Source organism: Cognaticolwellia aestuarii (assembly GCF_002000025.1).
GTDB classification, from domain to species: Bacteria; Pseudomonadota; Gammaproteobacteria; order Enterobacterales; family Alteromonadaceae; genus Cognaticolwellia; species Cognaticolwellia aestuarii.
Genome location: NZ_MUZV01000020.1, coordinates 1 through 26542, shown reverse-complemented (window position 1 = coordinate 26542; position 26542 = coordinate 1). Strand labels below are relative to the sequence as shown.

Genomic DNA, 26542 nt, shown 5'->3' with positions numbered 1-26542 from the left:
GTGCCTTGTGGCATAATCTAGGTAATTAATCTTTTTACATATTTTTGAGTTACGGCATTTCAATGACAACAATTAAGCAAGACCTCTCAACTCACACCCCGATGATGCGCCAGTACCTGACCATTAAGGCAGAATTTCCTAATATTTTAATTTTTTATCGTATGGGAGATTTTTATGAGTTATTTTTTGATGACGCTAAAAAAGCATCTGAATTACTCGATATTTCATTAACTGCCCGAGGGAAAACGGGTGGCAATGCTATTCCAATGGCTGGGGTTCCATATCATGCTGTAGAAGGGTATTTAGCGAAACTGGTTCAACTCGGTGAGTCTGTTGCTATCTGTGAACAAATAGGTGATCCCGCTACCAGTAAAGGTCCTGTTGAGCGAAAAGTGGTACGTGTTGTTACCCCTGGCACAGTCAGTGATGAAGCGCTTTTAACTGATAGAAAGGATAATTTGATCGTTGCTGTACATCAAACATCACAAGGTTTTGGTTTAGCCTATTTAGATATGACCAGTGGTCGATTTGTTTTAGTAGAGCCCAGAACTGAAGAGCAAGTACAAGCGGAGTTACAGCGCTTATCACCGGCAGAGCTGTTATATCCAGAATCCTTAGCAGCTAACAATATTATTCTTGGTCGCAAAGGTTTACGTCGACGCCCTGATTGGGAGTTCGATTTAGAAACAAGTAAGGCCTTGCTTAACAAGCAGTTTGGCACCCTGTCATTATCTGGTTTTGGTGTTGAAGATAAACCTTTAGGTATTGCTGCTGCCGGCTGCTTATTTCAATATGTCAAAGATAGCCAACGCACTGCATTACCGCATATTAGGGCAATTATTGGTGAAAGTGCTTCAAGTGCTGTGATCCTTGACGCTGCCACTCGCCGCAATTTAGAGTTAACACAAAACCTACAAGGTGGTAGTGAAAATACCCTAGCTGCAATTCTTGATAAAGCAGCAACCCCCATGGGATCAAGGTTATTAAAGCGCTGGCTGCACTTTCCACTGCGTGATATCAATACCTTAAATAATCGTCAAAATGCCATTGAAGAGCTATTACAGCAAGATTTATCATTTGAACTAAATAGTAATTTAAAGCAGTTTGGTGACATTGAGCGCATTGTCGCACGTGTGGCTTTACGCTCAGCTCGTCCTCGCGACTTTGCTCGGCTGCGCAATGCCTTGATGCATTTACCTGAACTGCAAACATTGATGACAAACTGCTCTCAAGTACATTTATCATCACTGATTAGTCAGTGTCAGCCATTACCGACAATACAAGCTTTATTAGAAAGTGCCATTGTCGAAAACCCACCAGTATTAATTCGTGACGGTGGCGTTATTGCGCCCGGCTATAATGAAGAATTAGATGTGCTAAGGGATTTAAGCGATGGCGCCACTGAATTTTTAGCGCAATTAGAAGCGCGTGAAAAAGCTCGAACCGGTATTCAATCACTGAAGGTCGGCTACAATAAAGTTCATGGTTTCTTCATTGAGATGAGTCGTAGCTCTGCTATTGATGTACCTGATGATTATATTCGTCGTCAAACGCTAAAAAACAATGAACGCTTTATTACCAAAGAGTTAAAACAACACGAAGAAAAAGTATTGTCTGCCCAGAGTAAGTTTCTAGCACTTGAAAAGCGCTTATACGAAGCATTATTTGATCTAATATTACCCGAATTAGAAAAGTTACAGCTATTGGCTCAAGCTCTGTCAGAAGTTGATGTACTTAACACATTTGCTGAGCGTGCCGATACGTTAAATTATGTTAAACCTGAACTGCAAGAAGCCAGTGGGATCACTATTGATGCTGGTAGACATGCCGTTGTGGAACAAATGACTACCGAGCCTTTCATTGCTAACCCTGTTATGCTCACTGATAGTCGAAAAATGTTAATTATTACCGGTCCTAATATGGGCGGTAAATCAACTTATATGCGTCAGACTGCGTTAATCGTATTACTTGCCCATATTGGTTGTTATGTCCCGGCAAGCGCAGCAAAAATTGGTATGGTGGATAGAATTTTCACCCGTATTGGTGCTTCCGATGACTTAGCCAGTGGTCGTTCAACTTTTATGGTAGAAATGACTGAAACGGCGAATATTTTACATAATGCGACGAATAAAAGCTTAGTGTTATTAGATGAAATTGGTCGTGGTACAAGCACCTACGACGGACTGTCTTTAGCATGGGCATGTGCTGAAATGCTGGCAATAAAAACCCAAGCATTTACCTTATTTGCTAGCCATTATTTTGAGCTTACGTTATTAGCAGAGCAAATTGATAGCTTAGCAAACGTACATCTAGATGCCGTTGAACATGGTGATAGCATTGTTTTTATGCACACAGTACAAGAGGGAGCGGCTAGTAAGAGTTTTGGTTTACAAGTGGCACAACTTGCCGGTGTGCCCAAAACTGTGATTCAACGAGCAAAGCAGCGCTTACACGAACTTGAAAATATGCAAGCCCCTTCAATCATGAATAATGAACCTCAAGCTTTTGAACAGTTGTCATTAATGGAAGCAAATCACCCGGTCATTGATGAACTCAACGCGGTCGATATCGATGATCTGAGCCCTAAAATGGCACTGGATTTATTATATAAACTGAAAGAGCAATTGTAGAAAAATAGCAGCACTAAAAAAACCAGCATTTGCTGGTTTTTTTGGCACTATAAGATTATTTTGTAAATACTATAGCATCGCTTAGACCTGAAATAACGCCTCTATAGATAAATTCTGCTGACTAAGAATATCACGTAATCGTTTTAACGCTTCAACTTGAATTTGTCGTACACGCTCACGTGTCAGGCCTATTTCAACCCCTACATCTTCTAATGTTGCCGCTTCATAGCCGAGTAAGCCAAAGCGTCTTGCTAATACTTCACGTTGCTTAGAATTCAGTTCATTCAACCAATCGACAATACTATGTTTAATATCATTGGTTTGTAATTTTGTTTCAGGACCACCGGCTTTTTCATCAGGAATAACATCTAATAAAACTTTTTCGCCATCGCCACCAAATGGCGAGTCAACGGAAGCGATACGCTCATTTAAACGTAGCATTTTGCTGACATCTTCTACAGGTACATCTAGCTCAAAGGCGATATCTTCAGCTGTAGGTTCATGATCTAATTTTTGCACTAGTTCACGCGCAGTACGTAAATAAATATTGAGTTCTTTCACGACATGGATGGGTAATCTAATGGTACGGGTTTGATTCATAATCGCACGTTCAATGGTTTGACGTATCCACCAAGTAGCATAAGTTGAAAACCTGAATCCTCGTTCAGGATCGAACTTTTCAACTGCCCGGATCAAACCTAAGTTACCTTCTTCAATCAGATCTAGGAGTGGTAAACCACGATTATTATAACGACGGGCTATTTTTACGACTAAACGAAGGTTGCTTTCTATCATTCGTTTACGAGATGCTTCATCACCTTTCAATGCGAGGCGAGAATAGTAGACTTCTTCTTCTGCAGTTAGTAATGGAGAAAAACCGATTTCACTTAAATATATTTGTGTTGCATCTAAGTTAGAATGACTACCCTCAGGCATATCAGCCTTTGTTGTTTTGGGTTGCTCTTTCTCTGCAACATCAGAACATTCTATTTGTTTTTTTATGCCCATGTTATCTCTCCGCTATTAGCATTTTGCTAAACTTACTGACTAAATATTCACTTTGACTCCAATTTATTATTTATTTTTTTAATAACTTTTTATTATTATTTCGGCAAATACTTCATAGGATTAACTGATTTTCCGCGAAAGCGAACTTCAAAATGAAGCATGATTCTTTCAGCGTCAGTATCTCCCATTTTGGCAATCACTTGACCGGCTTTAACAACCTGCTGCTCTTTAACTAATATGCGATCGTTATGGGCATAAGCACTAAGGTAATCATCGTTGTGTTTAACTATGACTAACTTACCGTATCCTTGTAACGCATCACCGGCATAAACTACTTTGCCGTCTGCAGTTGCTTTTACCGAATCACCGCGTCGCCCCGCAATGTCGATTCCTTTATTTCCTTGCTTTGCGGTGGAAAACTTATGAATAACTTTTCCATTTGCTGGCCACCGCCACCTTCGTATTTTTTGCGAGAAGGTGTCATTTTGTTGCTGAACTTTTTTGGCTGTTTTTTGTTCAGCTACATTTCCACCATACTCCTGCTTTTTCTTCTGTGCAATAGGTTTTTTTATAACTTTTTGTTTTGATGGGTTAAAGCTTTTACTCTTAGGCTTACCATGACTTGCCTTGCTAGAGTTTTTGGTTAAAAATAATTTTTGTTGAGGATAAATATTGTAAGGGGCTTTAATGTTATTAATTGCAGCTAACGTACGAACGTCAACATCAGCACGCCAGGCTATTGAGTATAATGTTTCACCTTTTTTGACTATATATTCAGTGCCCGTAACACTATTCTTAATACGTTGACTCAAAGGAAGTGAGCCTTGAACATCAACCACGGGGGCTGGCTTACTAGGACTAGAGCAACCATTAAGTGCTAATATAACTATTAGCACGAATAAACTATCTCTACTTATTAAGCTACCTTGTAACCATTTCGTCATAACCAACAAAATATCCTTTATCGTGTGGCAATATAAGCAATAACAATCGCGCTAACGACAAGCCATCCTAGAACATCAACCCATTGTCTAATTTTTTTCTCCATTGGTGCTCCGCCCCAACGAATAACACCTGCAACTAAGAAAAATCGCATACCGCGGCCAATGGCTGATGCCAATAAAAAGGGCAGGAAAGCCATATGTAAAAAACCGGCACTGACGGTAAATAATTTATACGGGATAGGAGAGAAACCTGCAATAAAAACCACCCAAACACCCCATTCACTAAACCAAAGCATAGCTTTGTCAAACCTAGCTTGGTAGCCAAACTCTGTAATTAGAGGTTGGATCCAAGGTTCAAACATCATATAGCCTAAACCATAACCAACAACACCACCAATAACCGATGCTACGGTTGTCAACGTAGCAAATCGCCAAGCTTTTTCACGCTGTGCTAATACCATAGGGGCAAGTAAAACATCAGGGGGAATAGGAAAAAAAACAGACTCAGCAAAAGTTAATAATGCGAGAATTCTAGGTGCAAACTTATGTTCAGCCCATTTAAGTGTCCATTCGTATAACGCAGAAAATATTTTCACAAACTATCCTAAAGCGCCAGGAACAAGAGGAACAAAACGAACAGCTTCAATTTGCTGCTCTTTATACTCATCGCCATGGCGGGTAATTAATTTTAAAATTTGGCTTTGCTCGCCAACTGGAATAATTAACCGACCACCATCGGCGAGTTGCTCAAGCAACGCAGTCGGCACCTTAGTTGGGGCCGCCGTAACAATAATGGCTTGAAATGGTGCTTTGCTTTGCCACCCTTGCCAACCATCACCATGCTTCATGGCTACATTATGTAAATCCATACTACGTAATCGACGCTTTGCCTGCCACTGCAGTGACTTAATACGTTCAACAGAAAACACCTTCGACGTTAGTTGCGCTAAAATAGAAGTTTGATAACCCGATCCAGTACCAATTTCTAAAATACTCTCAGGCACACCATCGGCGAGTAAAAGCTCAGACATTTTAGCGACAATATAAGGTTGTGATATGGTTTGTCCTTGACCAATAGGTAGTGCAGTATTGTCATAAGCTTTATGCGCTAAAATTTCAGGCACAAAAATATGACGTGGTGAGCGAGCTATAGCTTGTAATACTTGTTGGTTTCGAATGCCTTCAAGCAGTAATTTTTGCGCTAATATTTCGCCACTGCGACTCGACTTTCCGCCGATACTACTGCCGGCTCTGGCGTTGATAGTACTTTGTTTCATAGTGAGAGTTCATTAATCCATTCTGTCATTTGTGCCATGCTTTTATAGGCCGTCATATCGATAGTCAACGGGGTAATTGACGCATATCCATTGGTAACGGCATGAAAATCAGTGCCGACACCTGCATCCAGCTCTTGCCCTAGTGGGCCATACCAATAAATATCCCGCTGCCAAGGGTCTTTCATTTTTGTCATTGTTTCCGCTTTATGACGATGACCTAAACGAGTCACTTGAATACCTTTTAATGCATTTAAAGGTATATCAGGAACATTGATATTAATAATTTGATCGCTTGGTAACGGGTGTAACTGTAAGCGTTCAATAAATTTAGCGGTAACTACTGCCGCCGTTTTAAAGTTTACGGGACTCTTAGATACTAATGATACCGCTATTGCTGGCATACCTAGATGACGACCTTCAGTTGCAGCGGCTACTGTACCAGAATAAATCGTATCATCACCTAAATTAGCGCCATGATTAATACCTGCCACAACCAAATCAAGTTGCCCCTGCATTAATTGCGTCACACCTAAATGTACCGAATCTGTTGGTGTGCCATTAACAGAAATAAAACCGTTGTCTAATGCTTGTGCTCGTAACGGGTTTAATAATGTTAATGAATGACTTGCGCCACTACAATTTCTATCCGGTGCGACTACAGTAACATCAAATACTTTTGCTAGCTCATCATAAAGTACTTTAATACCTTCGGCATTAACACCGTCATCATTGCTCAATAATATTCTCATGACTGACCTTATTTTTTTGATTTATTATCAGTTGTAAGCTTTGAAGATACATCGACTCGTTCGGTCATATCTGTATAATTAATTAATTCACGCATAATGGTGGTCGCATAAGCACCGGCAGGTAAGAAAAAAGATAACGTAACATTGTTATTAGCAATATCAATTTTTGGCTCTTTCATTACTAGGCGAATGCGACGACGCTCTTGTTTCAAACCAAAACGTGGTAATCCTTGGCAAAACTCAGTCAATTGCTCTGCGACACTTTCTTCAAAAGTTAGCGCCTGCTTACAGGTCATTAATTCACCCGCCCCCCACATAGGAGCCGTTATATCGACGTCATGGTTAACATGTCTATCAATTAAACTTTGATCAATATTATCAGCTAAAAATACCGATTGTGTACCAGCAAGCATTAATACATCACCCATTATTAACGTCTCAAATTTTTCTTGCTCAATACGCTGGCTGATCACTTGATTAAAGATCAATGAACGTGCTGCGGATAAATACATACCTCGCTTTTTCTTATCATTGACTTTCCTGCCAGAAAACAGACTCAATGCTTGGGCTATATTACCGCCATTAATGCCAAAGCGCTGCTCACCAAAGTAATTAGGTACACCATAATTACTCACGACATGCCAGCGTCGAACTAACTCATCAAGCTCAGTAACATCACGCAAGGTAATTTCAAATCGATTACCGTCTAAGCCACCAATGCGTAGCTTCTTGTTGTGACGCTTGTAAGACAAAACCTCAACACCTTCAATATCGAGATCACTTAAGTCATAAACTTGCTTACCGGGAACATGTACACCAAACCATTGTTCGGTCACGGCAAACCTATCTTTTAAGCCTGCATATGAAACCAGAGACTCTTTAACAGAAAAGTATTTTGCTAATTGTTTAGCAACAAATGCCGTGTTAGCACCTGTTTTACGGATATGAATAAACAGATGTTCACCTTCACCACAAGGCAAAAATGGCAGTTGTTCAAACACTTTAAAATCAGATTTTTCACTCCGCAATAAACCATTCGAAGCCGGTTTGCCGTATAAATAAGCAAATTCAGGTAAGGCACTGACAACTGGCTCTTTAGCAGGCTCAGGGGGCGCTCTCAAAGCAGTTTTCTCTTCTGCTTGAGCACTGGTATTTATATTTGCTTGGTCAAGCGTGTTTTTTTCACATGCAACACTAGCGTCAGTATGGGTATTATGATTTCGCTCTGAACTATCGACTGATTGAAGTTCATTGAGGTTTTGAGATTTTGTTAACAGTACAACTGCGTGTACCGACACCCCTTCTTTTCGACCAACATAGCCAAGTTTCTCTGTGGTAGTCGCTTTAACATTGACTTGCTCTATGTCTGCTTGTAAGTCTTGAGCTAAACAGGTTCGCATAGCCATCAGATGCGGTGCAACCTTTGGCGCTTGTGCGCAAATAGTAATATCGGCATTACCAAGACAGTAGCCTTTACTTTGCATTAAGCCGACCACATGACGCAATAAAATACGACTGGATATATTTTCATATTGACCATCAGTATCGGGGAAGTGATTACCAATATCTGCCAAACATAACGCCCCTAAAATAGCATCACATAAGGCATGAATAGCCACATCACCGTCAGAGTGAGCAATAAAACCAAATTCATAAGGAATAGCAACACCGGCTAAAACTAATGGCCCTTCACCGCCAAATTTATGAACATCAAAACCGTGCCCTATTCGCATATTGCCTCTGTTAATACATTAGATTTTTGTTGATTAAGAATGAATTTTGCAAGCGCTATATCTTCTGGTTGGGTAATTTTAATATTATCACTACTGCCTTTAACTAAACCACTTGCATAACCTAAAGCTTCCATCGCTGATGACTCATCAGTAATCTCAATATCGTTTGTTAGAGCCGAAGTTATTGCTGCGGTTAATTCAGCCGTTTTATACATTTGCGGTGTCAAAGCATGCCACATCTGGCTTCGCTCTAAAGTCATTGCCACTAACTGCTCACTATTCGCTTGCTTCATAGTGTCACGTACTGGGCTTGCCAATATTGCGCCATGGTCATGCGCAAGACAGTATGATATTAATTGCGTTATATCTTGATGTTTTACACAAGGCCTAGCAGCATCATGTACCAGCACCCATGGCTGATTGTTGCTATTTAAAGACCTCAAACCTGCGAGAACTGAATCTACACGCTCTTTTCCGCCGACAACACAGGTAATATTTTTATTATTTACCAGTGAGGTGCTTTGAAAATATTCATCATTTTCACCTAAAGCAATGACGACATGAGCAATAGCCTCATGACTAAGAAGGCGTGCTACGGTATGCTCCAAGATAGTTTTATTTTCAATGGCTAAATATTGTTTAGGACAAGATGACTGCATACGTTTACCAACACCTGCAGCGGGCAAGACTACGGTAAATTGCCCAAGTGAATTGCTCATTATCGCAATCGTTCCTTATTATCAGCATCGTCGTTAGGAATAACCCGGAAAAATGTTTCACCTTGCTTGATCATGCCCAGTTCATGGCGAGCACGCTCTTCAATCGCTTCGGTACCCGATTTCAAATCATCAGTGTCGGCATAAAGCAATTTATTGCGTTGTTTAAGCTTATTATTGTTTGCTAACTGACGAGTAACTTCTTCTTCCAGTGCCATATAGTCAGGCACACTATTCTTACCGAACCAAAGTCGGTATTGCAAAAGGAGTAAAAAAAGTAATAAAACTGCTGTGATCAGCCGCATAAATTAATTAACGTCGCTATCGAAGATATATCAGTACGCTATTATAAATGCGTACCGCCTGCTGTAAACACCCAACAAGATTTAAAAATCAATTGTGTGCAATATTCGTTCTTGGCTGCTTAAAATTACGCCAATTAATTGTGCAAGACAGTAACAGTTCCCGTAAGGAAGGTATTGATGGTTGCACTTTTTGACTATTTTGCCAACGATGCCCAGCACACGCTGCTGTCATAACTTTCTTCGTTGGCTTGAGTAAACTCGCATTAACAGATGTAATAACATCATTCAAATCGCTTTCGGCCAAATTAAACCAGCCATAAATATTCGTACGAAATCGCTGTTGCTTGATATCAATTCTATCAATACAGTCAATCACAATTTTTTGCTCTAATGCAATTGGAACAACTAAACCATGCACTAATACTTGTTGCCTGTACCATGAAAGGACATTGCTATCATAAGCCATTAATTGGCTTATTGAAGGCGAAATGCTTGCCTGCTTAGCTGACCAGCTAGCATTTTGCACATCCAATGCCAGTGGACTATGAGCATTTAACAACGCAAATGCCGTACGTTTAACGTAATGTGGCAAACTATTAATTTTTGCTTGCACCCCCAGCAGTGTCGATTGCTTATCACGAGCCAAACTTATCAGTTCTCTTTCATATAGGGCATTACAAAGTTCAGCAAAGTCTGATGACTGCTGCTCTGATTGCCATAATAATGATTGAGTCACCATAAATTTAACAACTACTGTAAGTACTGCCGATAATTTAAGCATACTTGATTGTTGTGTAAAGATAAAATAGCGAAAGAAGATTTTCGTTTTCGATTAAATTTATCTCTAAACCTCGACATGATGCACGTTTGAGTTGCCTCCTACTGCTGGCACTAGCATGAGAATAAACACTGGCATAGCAAACTTAACAAAAAATTACTGATTGCCTTTCCAAGGCATTAAATTACACTAACTCGTCATTAATTAGCTAAACATAAAAAACTATGCTCAGTGCTGCACAGCTACTCCAGCTAGAAGGGGAAGTGATTTTTCATCAAACACTTGATAAACAAGTATTGCGAGTATTTGAAAATACTCAATATCGTTGGTTTACCTTAGGCGGTGACGTTGTTCAAGCCATTATGGCAAAAGCTCAGCCTGAGGCGATATTATTAGCTATTCCACAAGCTCTGATGATGTTTGTCTTATGGCAAAGTAAAGCCAAAACCGTATTAAACCTAGGCCTAGGGGCCGGCGGTTTAGAGCGTGCGTTAACACATCATCATGACTTTGATATCACCGTGGTTGAGCAACAAGCTAAAATAATAACGATGGCTCAACATTATTTTAATTTACCAGATAAGGTGCAGGTCATTGCTGATACAGCAGAGTCTTTTCTAGCAAAAACACATCACAGCTTTGACGTTATTCTCTGCGACATATATCAACATGAACGAACACCTCAAGCATTATTTCACAGCAAATTTTACCTGAACTTATCAAAAAAATTAACGCCAACAGGTTGTGCCTTAATCAGTATCAACAGTAATGCAGAGCAATTAACTCGTCTATTAACCATACTGCGGAGTTTACATTTACATGTTTCGTTAATTGATTTTAATGATTATAAGAATATTGTTGTGCTGATCAGTAAAGCCCCATTACCCAATAAAACCCAGCTAATGACGTTTAATCAACAGCAAGCTAGCTCATTAAATATCGATTTTTTACCTTATATTGAACGAACTCATGCTGTATCTGCAGCAAAGTGGTTTATTGATCAATAACAAGTCTGAATTATTTTTTTATAGCAGTTAAGTACATAAGTGCATAGATAACATATAATATGCAAAAATAGTTTTTTCATCGAGTTTTGGAGTAAAAGATGAGCGTAATTGAAGTAAAGCATCCCCTAATTAAACACAAACTTGGCTTAATGCGTGAAGCTGACATTAGCACAAAGCGATTTCGCGAACTTGCCTCTGAAGTTGGTTGCCTATTAACCTATGAAGCAACAAAAAATCTTGAAGTAGAAACAACCACCATCAATAGCTGGAATGGCGAAATAGAAGTTGAACAAATCAAAGGGAAAAAAGTTACTGTTGTGCCTATTTTACGCGCAGGTCTAGGTATGATGGATGGCGTGTTAGAGCTTATTCCCAGTGCGCGTATTTCAGTTGTGGGCATGTACCGAGACGAAGAAACACTTGAGCCTGTATTTTACTTTGAAAAGTTAGCCGGACAAATTGAAGATCGTTTAGCGTTAGTGATAGATCCTATGCTGGCAACAGGCGGCTCTATGGTAGCAACGATAGATTTATTAAAAGAGCGTGGTTCAACAAACATTAAGGCATTAGTCTTAGTTGCCGCGCCCGAAGGTGTCGCAGCATTAGAAAAAGCACATCCAGATGTTGAGCTTTATACCGCTTCTGTTGATGATCGCTTAGATGATGCCGGCTATATATTACCTGGATTAGGTGATGCTGGAGATAAGATTTTCGGCACAAAGTAATCCCCGCTATTATCTTTGCTGCTTGTAACAAACATCAGAAATCACACATTAACTTTACTGCCGGCTTGCTGGCAGTTTTATTGAGTAAAATATGAGTTCAAATACCCCATTACCTAATGATTTAGCGCAAAATAATTTATCACTTTTTAAAGAGGTACTCACTGGCACCCAAATGTTATTTGTCGCTTTTGGTGCTTTGGTATTGATGCCTTTACTAACCGGCTTAGATCCTAACGTCGCATTATGTACAGCAGGTATAGGTACCCTGTTATTCCAACTTGTCACCAAAGGCCAAGTACCGGTATTTTTAGCTTCTTCATTTGCGTTTATAGCTCCTATTATGTACGGCACACAAACATGGGGAATTCCAGCAACTATGGGAGCGCTAGCAGTTGTTGGTGTTGTTTATGCTTGCTTTAGTGGCTTAATTAAAATGCGTGGTGTTGGCTTTATCAGCAAGTATTTGCCGCCTATTGTTACCGGCCCTATTATCATGGTGATCGGTTTATCATTAGCACCGGTTGCTGTGCATATGGCACTAGGACGTACAGGCGATGGTTCAGCGCAATTAATTGATCAGTCATTGGCCTTAAGTATTTCACTCCCAGCCTTGCTAACCACTCTATTAGTTTCCGCTTTTAGTAAAGGCTTTATGCGTTTAATGCCAATATTATCGGGAATTGTTGTTGGTTATATTTTATCACTTTATCACGGTATTATTGATTTTACCCCTGTACAAACTGCTGCTTGGTTTGCCATACCAAAATTCACCGCACCTGAGTTTAACTGGCACGCCATTATTTATATGCTGCCTATTGCCATCGCACCAGCGATTGAACACATAGGTGATGTTTTAGCGATCAGCTCTGCGACAGGTAAAGACTATATTAAAAAGCCAGGTTTACACCGCACGTTGCTCGGTGATGGTGTTGCTACTACAGCAGCGTCAATGCTGGGTGGACCTCCAAACACCACTTATTCAGAGGTTACTGGCGCAGTAATGCTGACAAAAGCCTTTAATCCAAGAATTATGACTTGGGCAGCTTGTGCGGCAATTATCATGGCTTTTGTTGGTAAACTAGGCGCTTTATTACAAACCATACCTGGTGCAGTTATGGGCGGTATTATGCTGTTATTGTTCGGCCTAATTGCCAGTGTTGGCTTGGGTAGTATAGTCAAAGCTAAAGTCGACTTTGATCAGCCGAGAAACTTCATTATTTTTGCTATTGTCTTAGTTTTTGGTATTGGTGGCATGGCACTGAATTTTGGTGGTTATAGCATTCAAGGAATAAGTTTGTGCGCGTTAGTTGCTATCGGTTTAAACTTAATTTTACCCAAAGATGATATGGCTAAAACCAATAGCTAAAACCAATAGCTAAAACAACGAAAGCATGAGGGCGGGTTAAAGTTTTGCTGCCATTAATTGCATATCAAAAACTATGCGAGTAGATATTATATGACAGTTTTATACTACTCGCCTCCCCCATATTAGTGAAAATTTATTCACATCCCTAATATAAATCAATTTTATGTAACAATATGTTGAAAAATTTCAGGAACTTATTACTATAGCCAAACAAAAGTACAATAATAAGTAGATATAAATTCACTTATTTAACATTATTAAAGGACTGAAATGCTTAAACGTAACTTAACTGTCGCCTCAATTGCTGTAATTTCACTATTTATAACCGGTTGTAACTCTACACCAGAAACTAATGCAGCAGAATTAGGCATGAACATTCCACAATGGGTATTAAATCCAACGTCTGAAAACGGTTTAGCTGCAGCATCATGTGTTACTGCATCAAACAGTTTTTCAATGGATAAGTCGCAAGCAGCAACACAAGCTAGAGCAGAATTAGCAAGCCAAATTGAAACCCGAGTGTCTAGCTTACAAGAAGAGTACAGCACAAAAATTTCTTCTATGGGTGAAACCAATACTGAAAGTAAAATTAGCCTAACTAGCGCGCAATTGACCGATCAATTTCTTAGAGGTTCAAAAGTCGTTAAAGTTGATTATGCCCAAATGGATAATGTGAAAAACTTATGTACTTTAGTGACTTTATCAGAAGCAAAAAGCAAAGCACTATTTAGCCAATTGTTACAGCAAGCCCCAATTAAGTTATCTCCTGAAAACGAAACCTTACTGTACTTAAACTTTATGAAGTCTGAAAACAGCTCTAATTAAAGTACACATTAATAAAAAAAATAAGGTTAGTTATGTTTTTCTGGGAAGAAATAAAATTTAAAAATGGAACTTTTAAAGATAAGTTCCTTTTTGTAGCTATTGCTATTATGGCGCTTGGTCAATGGTCTGATTCAAAAGAACTGGCTCAAGAAGCTTATGTCGCGGTCATTTCAAACTTTACGCATAAATATGAATACGAAGCATTAAATAAGATCAATGTGGGTAGCAATATGGCGTATATTTCACAGCAAATAGGCTCCCCGCAATTAATAAAGAAAAGTAAGTACATTGACGACATCAGCTTCGCTTATTATCTCAATGAAAAATATATATTAACCTTAATTTTGCAAGACAGCAGAGTTACCGCTTACACCATCAGTGCATTAGAAGATGATTTTGCGCCTAACAACTTGCTCAATAAACAACCTTCTGAAAATAAGTTAAGCGTTGCGGATAACACCAGTAATATGACTGACTTCACTTTAGATCATAACAATGTCGACTTCTTTTTAACGCGAGAAGAACTAGGTAAAGACAAACTATTTATGAATCAATACTTTGGTGCTATCGGCTATAAAAAGAACATAAATATTAGTGCTGATGAGCTTCGAAAACTATACAACGAAGTTAACTTAGCAGAAGACAATAGCAGAGCAACTCAGCAACATGCGTTAAAACTCAGCCAGAAAGCGAGAAATAACTTTTTTGGCGCCGGTGAAGTCGACTTATCGGTTATCGCAGATTCCGTTCTAACCAACTTTGAATATTCATTTTACTATAAACAGTAAAACTGACAGCAGTAATCATAAGGATATATTATGTCTAGCTTTTCTAGAGTCACCGCCGCTCTTTTGATCGTTGGCTTTGCAAGCCCAATCGCGCTAGCAGCAGAGAAAAAAAGTACTAGCTTTGCCGAATATAGTAAAAATCGACAAGCGATATATAAGCAATTTAAAGCAGATTATCTTAACCGCTATGAAAAATATCGTGCTGAAGTCAAAGAAAAATGGGGCGTTGCTGAGTTAAGCTCTAAGACAGAATATGTACACTATAACGAAAAAAATAAAAGCAAAGTTTTAACTGATTTTGAAAACGATACCATAGAAGTTAGCCTGCTCGATACTGACAACTTATCAGACAACGAAGTAGACCAACGTATACGCGCTGCAATCATTGATTCATTAGATCACCAACCCGAAGCCATTGCCAGCACACAAGTTGAGTTTGATACGACAACTGCAAAGGCCAAAGAAGCAGCCACCCCAGCGCCAACAGTTTTAGCTCATTTGGGTATAGACTCTGAGCAAAGCTTAGATACTATTCTAAAAAAAGTAGCCACCGTTCCGGTAAAAACGCAACAGCAAATCGTGGTAAAACGTACGCAAGTTCGCTTGGACAAACAAGTCACAAATATCGAAAATTTTCTGGATAATGATGACATTACTGCCGAACAAGCAAAAGCACCAAAAGCACTTGTTGTCAGCCTGAAAAAAGAGCAACAAGCGATTAAGCGCGATGTAGATGAATTAATTACAAAAAACATTAAAACCTATAAAGTTAGCCTGAACAGAGATCGTTATAAAAAAGCTGAGCAATATTTGCAATATGTTGAAAGTAATGCTGAAAAGTGGCAATTGTCGAAACAATTTATTCTCGCGGTCATGGAAACTGAAAGCCACTTCAATCCATTAGCTAAATCATATATACCTGCTTATGGCTTAATGCAAATAGTTCCTGCTACCGCCGGCGCAGATGTCAATAATCGCATTCTTGGCGTGAAAGAAAAACCAAGCCCTGAAGTACTGTTTAGTGGTCGTGATAATATCAAATACGGCGCCGCTTATATTCATATTTTAATGACACAGTATTTAAAAGAAATTGAAAACCCAACAAGCCGACTTTATTGCGCTATTGCGGCCTATAATACGGGCATAGGCAACCTTGCTAGAGCCTTTAATAAAGGCAAAAAAGGCCGTCTTAAGGCCATGAAAGTAATCAATAGCATGACCCCTGATGAAGTTTACGACGTTATTAAAAAACGCACCCATACTGAAACTCAACGATATTTAGATAAAGTGCTTGAAAGTAAACAGTACTTTTCACAACAAAAGGCTTAGTAGAAATGAGATTTGTCGCCTGTATTCTACTGCTATTGTTGCAGCCGCTAGTATTTGCGGTTGAAACAATACCCGCTGATGACGAAAACTACATATATGGTCTAGGAATCGATCTAGATCACAGTAATGCCCAAAAGCTAGCTTTAGCTGACATTACACAAAAATTGTCAACACGAATACAATCAAGTGTCGGGATCAGTCAACATAAAACCGGAAATAGCACCACCACAAGCACAAAACAGCAGACGTTAGCGATTTCTCAAGAAATTGAACTACCTAATATTCAAGTCATAAACAATAGTAAAATTGACCATAAATGGCGCGTACTGGTTCGAGTTGAACGAAAATTAGTCCAACTATCACTTAAGCAGCAACTTGAATCAATAAATGATGAACTTATGTTTATTATCGAAGATTTCAGTGAGTCTCAAGGCCCTGCTTGTTGGCACGCGCTAACAAAAAACAATCATAAAAAAGAAAAATTAGCCGCTTTAATTCCAGCGTACATTGGCAGTGGAATGGCAGAAGAAAGTGCACAGCAATATACTCAACAAGCACAAGCTTTTGAGCGTTTATTTAAGCGTTGTAAATATAAAAATAAATATACCATTACGTATCCTGCTCAAGCCTCAACTGACTTTAAAAGAGCGTTCGAGCAGTTAATCAAAAGCCAAGGCTTTAAAGTTACTAATCAGAAAAAAGATACGGGTAATATAAAAGTAAAATTATCAGAAAAACAAAGCTATGTGTTTAAAAACCATTTAAACATTATCAATGCAGAGTTTATTATTTCAGATGAGTTCGACGACGAAATTAAGTTTATAAAACTTAAGAGTAAAGGTTCATCGTTTAATAATAAAGCAGAAGCAAATAAAAAAGCCGTGATAAACCTCATTAATAAAATTGAAACACACATCATTAAGTCTTAATAAAAGGGAATCTACATGAAAAGTTCTATTAAAACTATCGCCTTAACTGCGATATCTGTTGTGGTTATTGGTTGTGGTAGCACACTACCGCCATTGCCAACACTACCTTCAGTAAATCTAACATCAATTGACGGTTTTTCAGAGCAAGACTTAAAGGTAAATAGTAACAATATCATTGTGGCACCGGGCATAAAATCTGATATACCTGAATTTGTCCAGGGTTACTTTGCCAATGAAATGAGCACCATTATTATTGATAGTGGCTCTGAAGTAATTGACAGAAAATTAGCTTCACGCTTTATCGATGAAATTCAATTAAAAGAAAACTTAAGCGAAAACTACAATGCTTACCAAGGCCCTGTAGAAGCTAAATTTGTAGTGATCCCTACCGTTACTGATATGTCGTTTGGTGGTGAATATGAAAAATCTTACACCACTAAAAATAAAAAAGGTGAAACAAAACGTCATCCTGCCGAATGTGATTATTCTGCGAAAGTAAAAGGTAACATACAAATAAGAGAGCTACCTTCTATGAGGCAAGTTGTTTCTTTTAATGTCAAAGGCCGCTCAAGCAGTAGTAAAGAAAACCCACCAAGTAGCTCTTGTAAAGAACAAAGCATGTATAACGGTGTTGTTGCCGGTGCCGTTGCTGATTTACTTGAGAAAGGTGATGACGACTACATAACGTTAAGCAAGTACGTTGGTTCACGAGGCTTAATTACCGGTGCCAAAGCCTACAACGGTAAGCTGTATTTTGAAACTAATTTAGGTCGACTCAACGGTGCAAAAGAAGACGCACCAATCGCTATTTACCAAATGATTGACGGTGAAATGGTGATGATAGCGGAAGGTGAAATGATGGGAGCGAAAAACGTCTTTAGTAAAAAGTCTTATGTTGAAGTTGATAGTGACGTTGCGCCGTTAATTAAAAGAGGCATGATCATTATGCTCTCTGGTAAGTGTGAGAGTTATATTTGCTCAATTAACTCTTCAATAAAGTCAATGACTAACTAAACCCCAAAAATAGACCTTATATGGGGAGCTAGCTCCCCTTTTACATTTTTCCTTAATGGATTAACCGTGAATACAGCAACACAAAAATTAAATAAGTTTTTGCAATTGTTAACACCATTGCAGCGAGTGGTAATACAAGCCCATGACTTTCCTGATCATGATGCGATTGCTGCCGCTTATGGTTTAGCAACGTTAATGCAATCGATGGGTATGAACACCCTTATTGTCTACAACGGACATATCGATAGAATATCATTATCCAATATGATTGAATGGCTAGAAATTCCAGTTGTACATTGTAATAAAGCCAACTTAACGGCTCACGATAAGATCATCACTGTCGATGGTTGCATTGGTGAAAAAAACGTTACTGATATTCAAGGTGAAGAAATTGCGGTTATTGACCATCACAACGTTACGCCGCCAAAAGGCTTATGGTACTGTGATGTACGGAGTAATTATGGCGCTACCGCAAGCATAATTTATGAGTATTTCCGTTCTCTTAACATAGAGATACCTGAAAAGGTTGCGACTGCGCTATTGGTTGGACTCAATATCGATACAGCCAATCTCACCCGCGGTTTTTGTAATGCTGATTTAAAGGCTTTTTTGGGGTTAAATCAGATTGCAGACTTAACACTCGTCAATAGAGTTTGCCGAAACTCGCTGGTACAAAGCGAACTAAAAAGCTTTCAGCAGTTGTGTGATAATGTAGAAAGCACTGACGGTATTGCCATTGTTTTATTGCAAGAGCCTTGTGCTAAAAATTTATTGGGCGTATTGGCTGACTTTCTATTGAGTGTGAACGAGTACGATATTGTTATTGTGGCGATGAAATATAATCAAGCAATACAATTATCTTTGCGCTCTGAATGCCCTAAAGTTAACGTTGGCTTATTATTGAGACAGACCTTAAACCAAAAGCAACGGGGCTTTGGTGGCGGACATGCTCATATGGCCGGAGGTATGATACTTGATGACAAGAGCCACCACTTTATCACGAATGAGCACGCCCATTTCACCCCTTTCATCAATGCAATAAAGCAATTGAGAGCAGATAAAAACGGTAGTTCACAAATACCAGATATCGTGATCTGCTAAATCAACCTAATTAAATAATAAGTAGAGTTTTATGGAAAAGTTTTTTGAATCATTTTTATGGCAAAGTCGTTTGGTTTTGCTTGTTGCTGTTATTTGTTGTGTGATAACCGCTGTTGCCTTAGTCGGCTTAGGTGTTTATGAAGTGCTGCACTTTGTCGGTAACCTTATAGGCTATTTATTTAACTCGACGAGCGAAATTTCAAGAGGAATGTTAATACTGAGTGTTATCGAAATATTAGACACGTTCTTGATTTCATCAATACTGTTTATATTCTCCTTTGGTTTATATGAACTGTTCATTAGCTCTATTGAACAATCTTCATCGCATACATCACAGGCGTTTCAAATCAACAGCATCGACCAACTAAAGTCTAAGCTAGGTAATGTTATTGTCATGCTATTGGTGGTTAAATTGTTTTCATATTTTGTTGAGATGAAACCTTCATCAATCATTGAAACGCTTTACTTAGCCATTATTGTCTTACTCGTTTCAATCAGCTTATGGCTTGGTCATAAGCATGTAAAATAGACAACTCAAGGCTATTTACGGCTTATTTAAGCCATAAATACTCACCAAAAAGCCGAAGATCATATTCGGCTTTTTAACGATAAAACCAGACGGGTTGTGCAAAAGCAGAAATTAAAACCCATCAACCCGTATTAGTTAATCGACATAACAACACTTTTAACCACTTTAATATCAAGCCTTTTCGCAATACGGTTAAGATTGGCTCGATCTAGCGACAACCTTCTTGCCGTTGCAGCCCAGTTACCCTGCTCTTGCGTTAAGACTTGTTTTATAAGTTGTCGTTGAAATTGCTCAGTTTCAGTACGTAAATTAATATTGCGCTGAATAAGCTGTATATCTTCAGCGATTTGAGGCTTAATCATGGGTTGGTCTAACGGCACCACTTGCAAGTTAATAAGAGAGCCACAATCTTGTTTCTCAATAGCAATAATTGCTTTGCCCTTTTGCCTTGCCCTAGCCTTTAGTGCCGCTCGGCTGACAACATGTTCCAATTCACGAACATTACCAGGCCAATTATATTGCTCAAGATGACGAATAGCCTCTGTGGTTATTTTTAACTGTACCACGCCAAGTTTACGCTTGGTTTGTTCAACAAAATAGCCACTGAGTATCTGCACATCGCCAACACGCTCTTGTAATCGGGGAACACGGATCGGGTAAACACTGAGTCGATGATACAAGTCAGCACGAAAACGTCCATCTTCAGCTTCTTCTTTTAAATCTCTATTCGTTGCTGCAATAATACGCACATTGACTTGCTCAACACTGTCTTGCCCGACAGGTTGAATTTCATTGCTTTGAATTGCACGTAATATTTTACTTTGCGCCGCCAGAGGTAATTCACCAATTTCATCCAAAAATAGCGTGCCGGTATCCGCTAAAGCAAACTTACCTGCTCGCGCTTTATCTGCACCAGTAAAAGCCCCTTTTACATGACCAAACAACTCACTTTCAATTAAATTTTCGGGTAATGCGGCACAATTAACATAAACCATAGGACCATGTTGACGAGCTGACTTCTGATGTAAAGTTCGGGCGACTAACTCTTTGCCAACCCCCGTTTCACCATAAATTAAAATATTAAAGTCAGAGTTTGCCACAATAATAAGCTCTTCTTTTAACTGCTGCATAATTGGACTTTCACCAATTAACTCTCCCCCATCTCTTTTCCATGCTTCTTCAGTTAACTCGGCGACAACCTGCTCTGAATGATCCGCGCGCGATTCTAGTTGCTCAATCAGAAAAGCGGTATTTAAAGTGGCTGCCGCGATAGCCGAGATCACCACTAAAGTACGTTCAGGAATATCATCAAACTCATGGGGTGTTAGGCTATCTATGGTCAACAAACCAAGTAACTTATCATCATAGTATAGTGGCAGCCCCATGCAGGAATGCACGGGTAAGTCATCTTCACGATCAAGCAATAGTCCATCATAAGGATCAGGTAATGGAGAGTCTGCTGGAAAACGGATAGGCTGCTTAGATTGACAAAGTGCTGTAAACCTTGGATGCTCTGCAACATAAAATCGCCGCCCCATGGTATCTCGACTTAAACCTTGTAAAGCTATAGGCGTTAAAATATCACCATGAAAAGAAAGTAATGCCACTGCATCACACTTAATCGTTTTTCGCACGGTGGCAAGCAAACGATCAAATCGATCGGTGCTATTAAGGCTACTCGCTAAATCTAATGCTAACTCAATAATTGCCGTTGATGATATTTGACTCATGGTAAATTTCCTATATCACTATACGTGACTGACAAACTAGCGATACAAAATAACACATAAGAGTCATATCGACTACAAAATAAAGCAGTCATTTTGACAACACAACAAACAAAAAAATCAATAACACCATGATAAATATCTATTTATTAATATGGCACCTACCTTGCAAACAATAAATTAAGTCCGTAAAGCTAAGTAATACTACTAAGCCAAAAATAATCATGACAAACACTGTCCAGCAATTAAGATCTGCAAATAGGAGTAAATGATGTACTCACAGTTTTCTATCGCTAACCACCTACCTGAAGTAAAACACGCATTACATTTTCAAAAGTGCTTAGTATTAGGTAACTACATGATGCTGCTATCTTTTATTATCATTGCATGCTGCATAGCCATTACTTTTGCCCTTGATGACTACGCTGCTATGTCGCTGCAAATTTTTGCACATATCGCTACCATTATTTTTGCTGCCGCTTTGAAGCTAGGCTATGTATTGCGTTGTATCGCGCTACACGGCTTTGGTGAAAAAGATTTTTAATAAATCGAAATAGATACAGCCAATAAACATGCAGTTTCAGCGCTATGAAAAGGCTCGAAGCTAAACAATTACTGCAACGAGATAAAATAGAAACTACCATTAGCTAAGCATACTTTTAAACAAACTCGTTTAAATAGCGCGAGGCAATTTATAACGATTGATGAGTGTCATTACACTAAATTCATCAGCTACTTTACCTTTCAGTTAATTTAGGAGCAATAATGCTAACTGATAAGCACATTGAGATAATTAAAAGTACCATTCCATTATTAGAAAATGCGGGCTCAGCAATGACCGCACACTTTTATCAACGACTGTTCGCTCATAATCCTGAGCTACAAGATATTTTTAATATGTCGAACCAGCACACTGGCCGACAACAGGTTGCATTATTTGAAGCAATAGCAGCCTATGCTAAAAACATTGAAAACCTCAGTGCTTTAACCTCTGCTGTAGAGCGTATAGCACAAAAGCATACCAGCTTTAATATACAAGCCGAACATTATGCTATTGTCGGTCACCATCTGATTGAAACCCTCAGAGAGCTCGCCACAGCAGAGTTTACTGGTGATGTTGAAGAGGCTTGGACAAATGCTTATCAATTTTTAGCGGGCATATTTATTAACCGTGAAGCGCAGCTATACCTCCAACGTTCAGCTGCCGTTGGAGGTTGGCAAGGTACGAGAACCTTTAAAGTCATCGAAAAAATTACCGAATCAGAGCTCGTCAAAAGCTTTATTTTTGCACCAATCGATCAACAAGCCGTTATTGACTTCATACCTGGCCAATATTTAGGTCTTGAAGTGCAGCCAACAGGTAATAGCTACAAAGAGATACGCCAATATTCATTATCAGATAAACCTAACGGTAAAAATTACCGAATTTCAGTAAAGCGTGAGCAGCAAGGTGTACCCGGTAAAGTATCTAATTACTTACATGATGCTGTTAACCTTGGTGATGAAGTTAAGTTGTATGCACCCGCAGGAGACTTTTTCTTTGTTGACCGCCAAAGCCCTACAGTGCTTATTTCAGCTGGCGTGGGTATTACGCCAATGCAAGGTATGTTAGAAACATTAGCTGAAAATAATCATAACCAACCCGTACACTTTTTACATGCTTGTGAGGCAAGCGAACAACATTCTTTTGCACAACGAACGAGTGAACTTATCAATCAAAATAATTGGCAACAGAATATCTGGTACAGCACTGAAGAAGCACAAAAACCATATATCAATAAAGGCATGATGGATTTAACTACTGTTGATTTACCGACAGAAAATGGCAACTTCTATTTATGTGGTCCCATTGCTTTTATGCAATTTGCTAAACAGCAATTATTAAAGCTAGGTGTAGGTGAAAGTAATATTCATTATGAAGTGTTTGGTCCACATACCTCATTGTGATCAGTTATAAACGCTAGAAAACAAAGCCTGAACAACTCATTACGTTGCTCAGGCTGTACAATATTGCGTAAACTTAATACACCAATGTATAACCATCTTCCAAATCAGAATAATCCATGGCAGAAATCCCTAATACGTCAAACACCGCTTCTTGAACATATTGCCAATCAGGCGTGACACTTTGTCGTCTAACTTGCTCAATGAGGTTTTCCGCCGCTTTTAAAATTGCGAATGCAAGTTGCTCTTTGCTATCAGTGATCTCAGCTAAGTAGTCGACTTCATGATGACGTAAGATAATTTGACAGATTTCACTCGGTAAATTCCACGACGTTGCAACATAGTAACCTAACACCGCATGATTGGTATTATAGTGCAGCTCTTCTAGTGCTAGCGAGTTCAGCGCTAAACGACTTGCTTCAGCTAATATATCATCATAATCACTATATCTTAGCGCTAGAATTGGCATGCCACAGTTATGAAAAAGCCCAATACTATAGAGGGTATCAACAGGTATTTTACTGTCTATTTCACCGCCAATAAAAGACATCGCGTTAGCAATATCAATAGCATTATCCCAGAAGTGCTCAAGCGAAATACTAGAAGTGCCCTGAATTGATGATTTAAGCAATAAGGCGACTACCAAGCCATTAACCCCTCGCAACCCCAAAGCCATTACGGCATGCTTAATTTTGGATACTTTACGATTAACACCATATAGTGGTGAGTTAATTACCTTTAAAATTGCTGAAGATAAACCTACATCATTGCTAATTAACAAAGCAATTTTATCAATATCAGGTTCATCTTCTGCCATCAGCTTTTGAATATCAATAAGGATTTGAGGTTTAGCAGGAACCTGAAAACTAGAAACTGCCGAAGCTAACTTTTTATTATCTAAATCAATCAACGACATAATTCCTTACTTATTTTAATCTACAATCACGAAAAAGAACTAAAGATGTGGCCAAGGGCGAAGCTTAAAGTTAAAACGTTTTAGTAACTATAGATACTAGCAAATTAAGAAAAGCGACTGTACTGATATTTTAAGCAAATTGAGTCATAGCCATATAATAGTTAGCGAATAGCGTTATAACAATGGAGCATCTAATTGTCGGTATTTTTTTAATTCAATCAAAAGCCAGTCTCGACTTTTTATCACCGTGCTATCAGGACAATAAATTTTATAATGTTTACCTGACATTGCACTTTTAGTGGCTGCGTATTTAATAAAGTCTTCTGTCGACTTAATATCATCAAAATAATATTGATATTTTCTATTAATATGTTTTACCGCCTCAGCCCCTTTGTACTTAGTGCCATTGCGCTCATATTTACATTCACTCACTTCGATAAACTTCAAAAGGTGAGCAATTTCATGCTCAGCGGCGGCAACACTATTGAAAGATAAAAGTGATAATAAAATAAAGCAGATTTTTAACTTCAATTGATTAACTCCAAATTGTATCAAGTCAGTATTTAAATGACAGCTAGCGATATTTACCCTAAAGCCAGCCTTAGCTCTGGTTAATCACTTTTATCAAGACAAAGCGAAGAAAATAAGTGCGTTATAGCTTTATATGCTGCTCAAATATTGATAAATGCTCATCTTGCCTATGGCTGACCAATAACATGGTACTGTGCTTTTGCGTAGCTAAGTGCTCTAAAAAATTCAGCACCCTATGTCTATTTAACTCATCTAGCCCTTGTGTAGGCTCATCTAAAATAAGTAAATATGGCGACTTAACTAGTGCCCTCGCAATTAAAACTAGCCGCTGTTCACCATAACTCAATTGCTGAAATAATTGATGTCTTTGTGCAAATAAACCTATTTTATCTAACCATTGCGCAGCAATAGCAAGCTGCTTTTGCGTTGCGGCTTGATACAAACCAATAGAGTCGTAAAACCCCGAAAGAACCACGGTAAGCAAATCAACGCTGACTCTATATTGCCGGTGCAATTCGGCGCTCACGATACCCATTTGTGCTTTAAGTTCCCAAATACTTTCACCTGAACCACGTTTGTAGCCTAAAACATGAATGTTGTTGCTATAACATTGCGGACAATCCCCCGTAATGAGTTGCATCAAGGTCGATTTACCACTGCCATTAGCACCGGTGATCAAAGTATGCTGTAAAGGTTTAATAGTCACATTGATATCTTCAAAAACACTGACACCGCCATAGCGCACAGTACACTGAATCAGTTCGACTAAAAAGGTATGTTGGTAATCAGCTAATTGCTGCACGGTATCTGGCCAAGGTAACTCGTCCGCTGCAGGCGTAAGTAAGGCATCAAGCTGATGCTTAGTACTGTCATCCGTTAAGTTACCCAAAACCGAAAATTGTCCACGTTCAATAAAGGCAATATTATCAAACCATAGCGGAATATCTTGGCGATTACTTAACAACAAGACAATGGTAATACCGGCCTGAGATAAACGTGCAAAGGCACTAGATAAAGCAGTACAAGAAGCAATATCTAAGCTATCAAACGGGTTATCACAAACAAGTAAATCAACCCCTTGAAATATCGCTTGCAGTATTAACAGCTTTCTACTTTCACCAGTGCTGAGTTGTAAATAGCTAGTATCAAGACGCTGGCTTAAGCCGAATTCAGTCACAAGAGGATCGTGCCATTTATTTTCAGGTAAAAAGTTTTTCGCTTTAATCATCGCTTGATTAATATCAGCGTAATCAGGTGAAACTTTTTCTAACACAGCTTCGTAGATATCTTGCTGGGCTTCAAAAGAAATAATGGTAACTTTATCGTTGGGCGGTAATGCAAGCTGCTCACAGCTTGTCGGTAATAACTCACCAATTAATAGTTGATTAAAGTATTGCTTTCCTGAGCCGTTGCGCCCTAAAACACACCAATTTTCATTTTCCAGTAATTGCCAGTGTTTAATGGCTAACTTATCATGTTCAAAATTTACAATATTTATCATGGCATTACTTCTACATATGAAACTTGTAATTTCGAAGATACTGTTAAAACTTAATTATATCAATGATCAAAACAGTTGGACTTCCCAGCTTTCACTAGACAGTTTCTAACTCAGAAAAATACGCTTCCTCAAACTTAGCAGGTGAAACACCGCCTGTATGCGAGTGACGT

Annotated in this window: 25 protein-coding genes and 2 pseudogenes; 13 read left to right on the top strand and 14 right to left on the bottom strand. The window is 38.8% G+C overall.

Annotation, left to right across the window (positions count from 1 at the left end):
- Positions 1–62: 62 nt before the first annotated feature.
- Positions 63–2630: a DNA mismatch repair protein MutS gene (gene mutS, locus B0169_RS18735; protein WP_077288435.1), complete on the top strand. Its 2568-nt coding sequence runs from the start codon at positions 63–65 to the stop codon at positions 2628–2630.
- Positions 2631–2711: 81 nt separating this feature from the next.
- On the opposite strand, the gene rpoS is transcribed toward mutS, so the two are convergent.
- From rpoS to B0169_RS18685, 10 genes and pseudogenes are all read right to left on the bottom strand, one after another.
- Positions 2712–3638 (bottom strand): RNA polymerase sigma factor RpoS, encoded by a 927-nt coding sequence (rpoS, locus tag B0169_RS18730; protein ID WP_077288434.1) that lies wholly within the window; start codon positions 3636–3638, stop codon positions 2712–2714.
- A gap of 95 nt (positions 3639–3733) precedes the next feature.
- On the bottom strand, positions 3734–4582 hold the full coding sequence (locus B0169_RS18725) for a peptidoglycan DD-metalloendopeptidase family protein (RefSeq protein ID WP_077288433.1): 849 nt from the start codon (positions 4580–4582) through the stop codon (positions 3734–3736).
- A gap of 17 nt (positions 4583–4599) precedes the next feature.
- A complete protein-coding gene (locus tag B0169_RS18720) occupies positions 4600–5178 on the bottom strand; it encodes a YqaA family protein (protein WP_077288432.1) in 579 nt (192 codons plus the stop codon).
- Positions 5179–5181: 3 nt separating this feature from the next.
- Positions 5182–5859: a protein-L-isoaspartate(D-aspartate) O-methyltransferase gene (locus tag B0169_RS18715; protein WP_077288431.1), complete on the bottom strand. Its 678-nt coding sequence runs from the start codon at positions 5857–5859 to the stop codon at positions 5182–5184.
- Complete coding sequence (gene surE / locus B0169_RS18710; protein ID WP_077288430.1) at positions 5856–6608, bottom strand: 5'/3'-nucleotidase SurE; 753 nt, start codon at positions 6606–6608, stop codon at positions 5856–5858. Before surE ends, B0169_RS18715 begins: the two co-directional genes overlap by 4 nt.
- Positions 6609–6616: 8 nt before the next feature.
- Positions 6617–7660: pseudogene (gene truD / locus B0169_RS18705) on the bottom strand (tRNA pseudouridine(13) synthase TruD); the annotation flags it as partial.
- Positions 7661–7843: 183 nt separating this feature from the next.
- Positions 7844–8341 (bottom strand): annotated as a pseudogene (gene ispF / locus B0169_RS18700) (2-C-methyl-D-erythritol 2,4-cyclodiphosphate synthase); the annotation flags it as partial.
- On the bottom strand, positions 8332–9060 hold the full coding sequence (gene ispD, locus B0169_RS18695; protein WP_077288429.1) for a 2-C-methyl-D-erythritol 4-phosphate cytidylyltransferase: 729 nt from the start codon (positions 9058–9060) through the stop codon (positions 8332–8334). The pseudogene ispF and the gene ispD, both read right to left, overlap by 10 nt.
- Positions 9060–9362, bottom strand: coding sequence for a cell division protein FtsB (gene ftsB / locus B0169_RS18690; RefSeq protein WP_077288428.1), 303 nt, complete (start codon positions 9360–9362; stop codon positions 9060–9062). The genes ispD and ftsB overlap by 1 nt, the downstream gene beginning before the upstream one ends.
- A gap of 88 nt (positions 9363–9450) precedes the next feature.
- Complete coding sequence (locus B0169_RS18685) at positions 9451–10143, bottom strand: hypothetical protein (RefSeq protein ID WP_235838641.1); 693 nt, start codon at positions 10141–10143, stop codon at positions 9451–9453.
- Between the two features lie 260 nt (positions 10144–10403).
- Between B0169_RS18685 and B0169_RS18680 the strand changes: the two genes are divergently transcribed.
- From B0169_RS18680 to B0169_RS18635, 10 genes are all read left to right on the top strand, one after another.
- On the top strand, positions 10404–11147 hold the full coding sequence (locus B0169_RS18680) for a fused MFS/spermidine synthase (RefSeq protein WP_158077131.1): 744 nt from the start codon (positions 10404–10406) through the stop codon (positions 11145–11147).
- Positions 11148–11245: 98 nt separating this feature from the next.
- Positions 11246–11872 carry a uracil phosphoribosyltransferase gene (gene upp, locus B0169_RS18675; RefSeq protein ID WP_077288426.1) on the top strand — a complete coding sequence of 209 codons (627 nt, stop codon included), beginning with the start codon at positions 11246–11248 and terminating at the stop codon, positions 11870–11872.
- 91 nt (positions 11873–11963) lie between these two features.
- Positions 11964–13238 (top strand): uracil-xanthine permease family protein, encoded by a 1275-nt coding sequence (locus B0169_RS18670; RefSeq protein ID WP_077288425.1) that lies wholly within the window; start codon positions 11964–11966, stop codon positions 13236–13238.
- A gap of 270 nt (positions 13239–13508) precedes the next feature.
- Positions 13509–14063: an LPP20 family lipoprotein gene (locus B0169_RS18665; protein WP_077288424.1), complete on the top strand. Its 555-nt coding sequence runs from the start codon at positions 13509–13511 to the stop codon at positions 14061–14063.
- Positions 14064–14095: 32 nt separating this feature from the next.
- The gene (locus tag B0169_RS18660; RefSeq protein ID WP_077288423.1) at positions 14096–14851 is read left to right on the top strand and encodes an ETEC_3214 domain-containing protein; all 756 of its coding nucleotides are present in this window, start codon (positions 14096–14098) and stop codon (positions 14849–14851) included.
- 30 nt (positions 14852–14881) lie between these two features.
- A complete protein-coding gene (locus B0169_RS18655; protein WP_077288422.1) occupies positions 14882–16180 on the top strand; it encodes a murein transglycosylase domain-containing protein in 1299 nt (432 codons plus the stop codon).
- A 5-nt stretch (positions 16181–16185) separates the two neighbouring features.
- Complete coding sequence (locus B0169_RS18650; protein WP_077288421.1) at positions 16186–17109, top strand: LPP20 family lipoprotein; 924 nt, start codon at positions 16186–16188, stop codon at positions 17107–17109.
- A 15-nt stretch (positions 17110–17124) separates the two neighbouring features.
- A complete protein-coding gene (locus B0169_RS18645) occupies positions 17125–18123 on the top strand; it encodes a hypothetical protein (protein WP_077288420.1) in 999 nt (332 codons plus the stop codon).
- Between the two features lie 66 nt (positions 18124–18189).
- The gene (locus B0169_RS18640; RefSeq protein WP_077288419.1) at positions 18190–19224 is read left to right on the top strand and encodes a DHH family phosphoesterase; all 1035 of its coding nucleotides are present in this window, start codon (positions 18190–18192) and stop codon (positions 19222–19224) included.
- A 31-nt stretch (positions 19225–19255) separates the two neighbouring features.
- Complete coding sequence (locus B0169_RS18635; RefSeq protein ID WP_077288418.1) at positions 19256–19753, top strand: YqhA family protein; 498 nt, start codon at positions 19256–19258, stop codon at positions 19751–19753.
- 131 nt (positions 19754–19884) lie between these two features.
- Here the strand turns inward: B0169_RS18635 and norR are convergent, their stop codons facing one another.
- Entirely contained in the window at positions 19885–21483 is a 1599-nt protein-coding gene (gene norR, locus B0169_RS18630; RefSeq protein ID WP_077288417.1) for a nitric oxide reductase transcriptional regulator NorR, read from the bottom strand.
- 265 nt (positions 21484–21748) lie between these two features.
- Here norR and B0169_RS18625 point away from each other — a divergent pair, with 265 nt between their 5' ends.
- Together B0169_RS18625 and hmpA are read left to right on the top strand one after the other, a co-directional pair.
- Complete coding sequence (locus B0169_RS18625; RefSeq protein ID WP_235838640.1) at positions 21749–22024, top strand: hypothetical protein; 276 nt, start codon at positions 21749–21751, stop codon at positions 22022–22024.
- Between the two features lie 221 nt (positions 22025–22245).
- A complete protein-coding gene (gene hmpA, locus B0169_RS18620; protein WP_077288415.1) occupies positions 22246–23427 on the top strand; it encodes an NO-inducible flavohemoprotein in 1182 nt (393 codons plus the stop codon).
- Between the two features lie 73 nt (positions 23428–23500).
- Here the strand turns inward: hmpA and B0169_RS18615 are convergent, their stop codons facing one another.
- From B0169_RS18615 to B0169_RS18605, 3 genes are all read right to left on the bottom strand, one after another.
- Positions 23501–24340, bottom strand: coding sequence for an HDOD domain-containing protein (locus tag B0169_RS18615; protein WP_077288414.1), 840 nt, complete (start codon positions 24338–24340; stop codon positions 23501–23503).
- A gap of 174 nt (positions 24341–24514) precedes the next feature.
- Positions 24515–24871: a DUF5329 family protein gene (locus tag B0169_RS18610; RefSeq protein WP_077288413.1), complete on the bottom strand. Its 357-nt coding sequence runs from the start codon at positions 24869–24871 to the stop codon at positions 24515–24517.
- Positions 24872–24992: 121 nt separating this feature from the next.
- Positions 24993–26372: an ATP-binding cassette domain-containing protein gene (locus B0169_RS18605; RefSeq protein WP_077288412.1), complete on the bottom strand. Its 1380-nt coding sequence runs from the start codon at positions 26370–26372 to the stop codon at positions 24993–24995.
- Between the last annotated feature and the right edge of the window lie 170 nt (positions 26373–26542).

Excerpts from the sequence above, each read along its gene's own strand:
- mutS (WP_077288435.1), top strand. The coding sequence starts at position 63 with ATGACAACAATTAAGCAAGACCTCTCAACTCACACCCCGATGATGCGC.
- rpoS (WP_077288434.1), bottom strand. The coding sequence starts at position 3,638 with ATGGGCATAAAAAAACAAATAGAATGTTCTGATGTTGCAGAGAAAGAG.
- B0169_RS18725 (WP_077288433.1), bottom strand. The coding sequence starts at position 4,582 with ATGACGAAATGGTTACAAGGTAGCTTAATAAGTAGAGATAGTTTATTC.
- B0169_RS18715 (WP_077288431.1), bottom strand. The coding sequence starts at position 5,859 with ATGAAACAAAGTACTATCAACGCCAGAGCCGGCAGTAGTATCGGCGGA.
- surE (WP_077288430.1), bottom strand. The coding sequence starts at position 6,608 with ATGAGAATATTATTGAGCAATGATGACGGTGTTAATGCCGAAGGTATT.
- ispD (WP_077288429.1), bottom strand. The coding sequence starts at position 9,060 with ATGAGCAATTCACTTGGGCAATTTACCGTAGTCTTGCCCGCTGCAGGT.
- ftsB (WP_077288428.1), bottom strand. The coding sequence starts at position 9,362 with ATGCGGCTGATCACAGCAGTTTTATTACTTTTTTTACTCCTTTTGCAA.
- B0169_RS18685 (WP_235838641.1), bottom strand. The coding sequence starts at position 10,143 with ATGCTTAAATTATCGGCAGTACTTACAGTAGTTGTTAAATTTATGGTG.
- upp (WP_077288426.1), top strand. The coding sequence starts at position 11,246 with ATGAGCGTAATTGAAGTAAAGCATCCCCTAATTAAACACAAACTTGGC.
- B0169_RS18670 (WP_077288425.1), top strand. The coding sequence starts at position 11,964 with ATGAGTTCAAATACCCCATTACCTAATGATTTAGCGCAAAATAATTTA.
- B0169_RS18665 (WP_077288424.1), top strand. The coding sequence starts at position 13,509 with ATGCTTAAACGTAACTTAACTGTCGCCTCAATTGCTGTAATTTCACTA.
- B0169_RS18660 (WP_077288423.1), top strand. The coding sequence starts at position 14,096 with ATGTTTTTCTGGGAAGAAATAAAATTTAAAAATGGAACTTTTAAAGAT.
- B0169_RS18655 (WP_077288422.1), top strand. The coding sequence starts at position 14,882 with ATGTCTAGCTTTTCTAGAGTCACCGCCGCTCTTTTGATCGTTGGCTTT.
- B0169_RS18650 (WP_077288421.1), top strand. The coding sequence starts at position 16,186 with ATGAGATTTGTCGCCTGTATTCTACTGCTATTGTTGCAGCCGCTAGTA.
- B0169_RS18645 (WP_077288420.1), top strand. The coding sequence starts at position 17,125 with ATGAAAAGTTCTATTAAAACTATCGCCTTAACTGCGATATCTGTTGTG.
- B0169_RS18635 (WP_077288418.1), top strand. The coding sequence starts at position 19,256 with ATGGAAAAGTTTTTTGAATCATTTTTATGGCAAAGTCGTTTGGTTTTG.
- norR (WP_077288417.1), bottom strand. The coding sequence starts at position 21,483 with ATGAGTCAAATATCATCAACGGCAATTATTGAGTTAGCATTAGATTTA.
- B0169_RS18625 (WP_235838640.1), top strand. The coding sequence starts at position 21,749 with ATGATGTACTCACAGTTTTCTATCGCTAACCACCTACCTGAAGTAAAA.
- hmpA (WP_077288415.1), top strand. The coding sequence starts at position 22,246 with ATGCTAACTGATAAGCACATTGAGATAATTAAAAGTACCATTCCATTA.
- B0169_RS18615 (WP_077288414.1), bottom strand. The coding sequence starts at position 24,340 with ATGTCGTTGATTGATTTAGATAATAAAAAGTTAGCTTCGGCAGTTTCT.
- B0169_RS18605 (WP_077288412.1), bottom strand. The coding sequence starts at position 26,372 with ATGATAAATATTGTAAATTTTGAACATGATAAGTTAGCCATTAAACAC.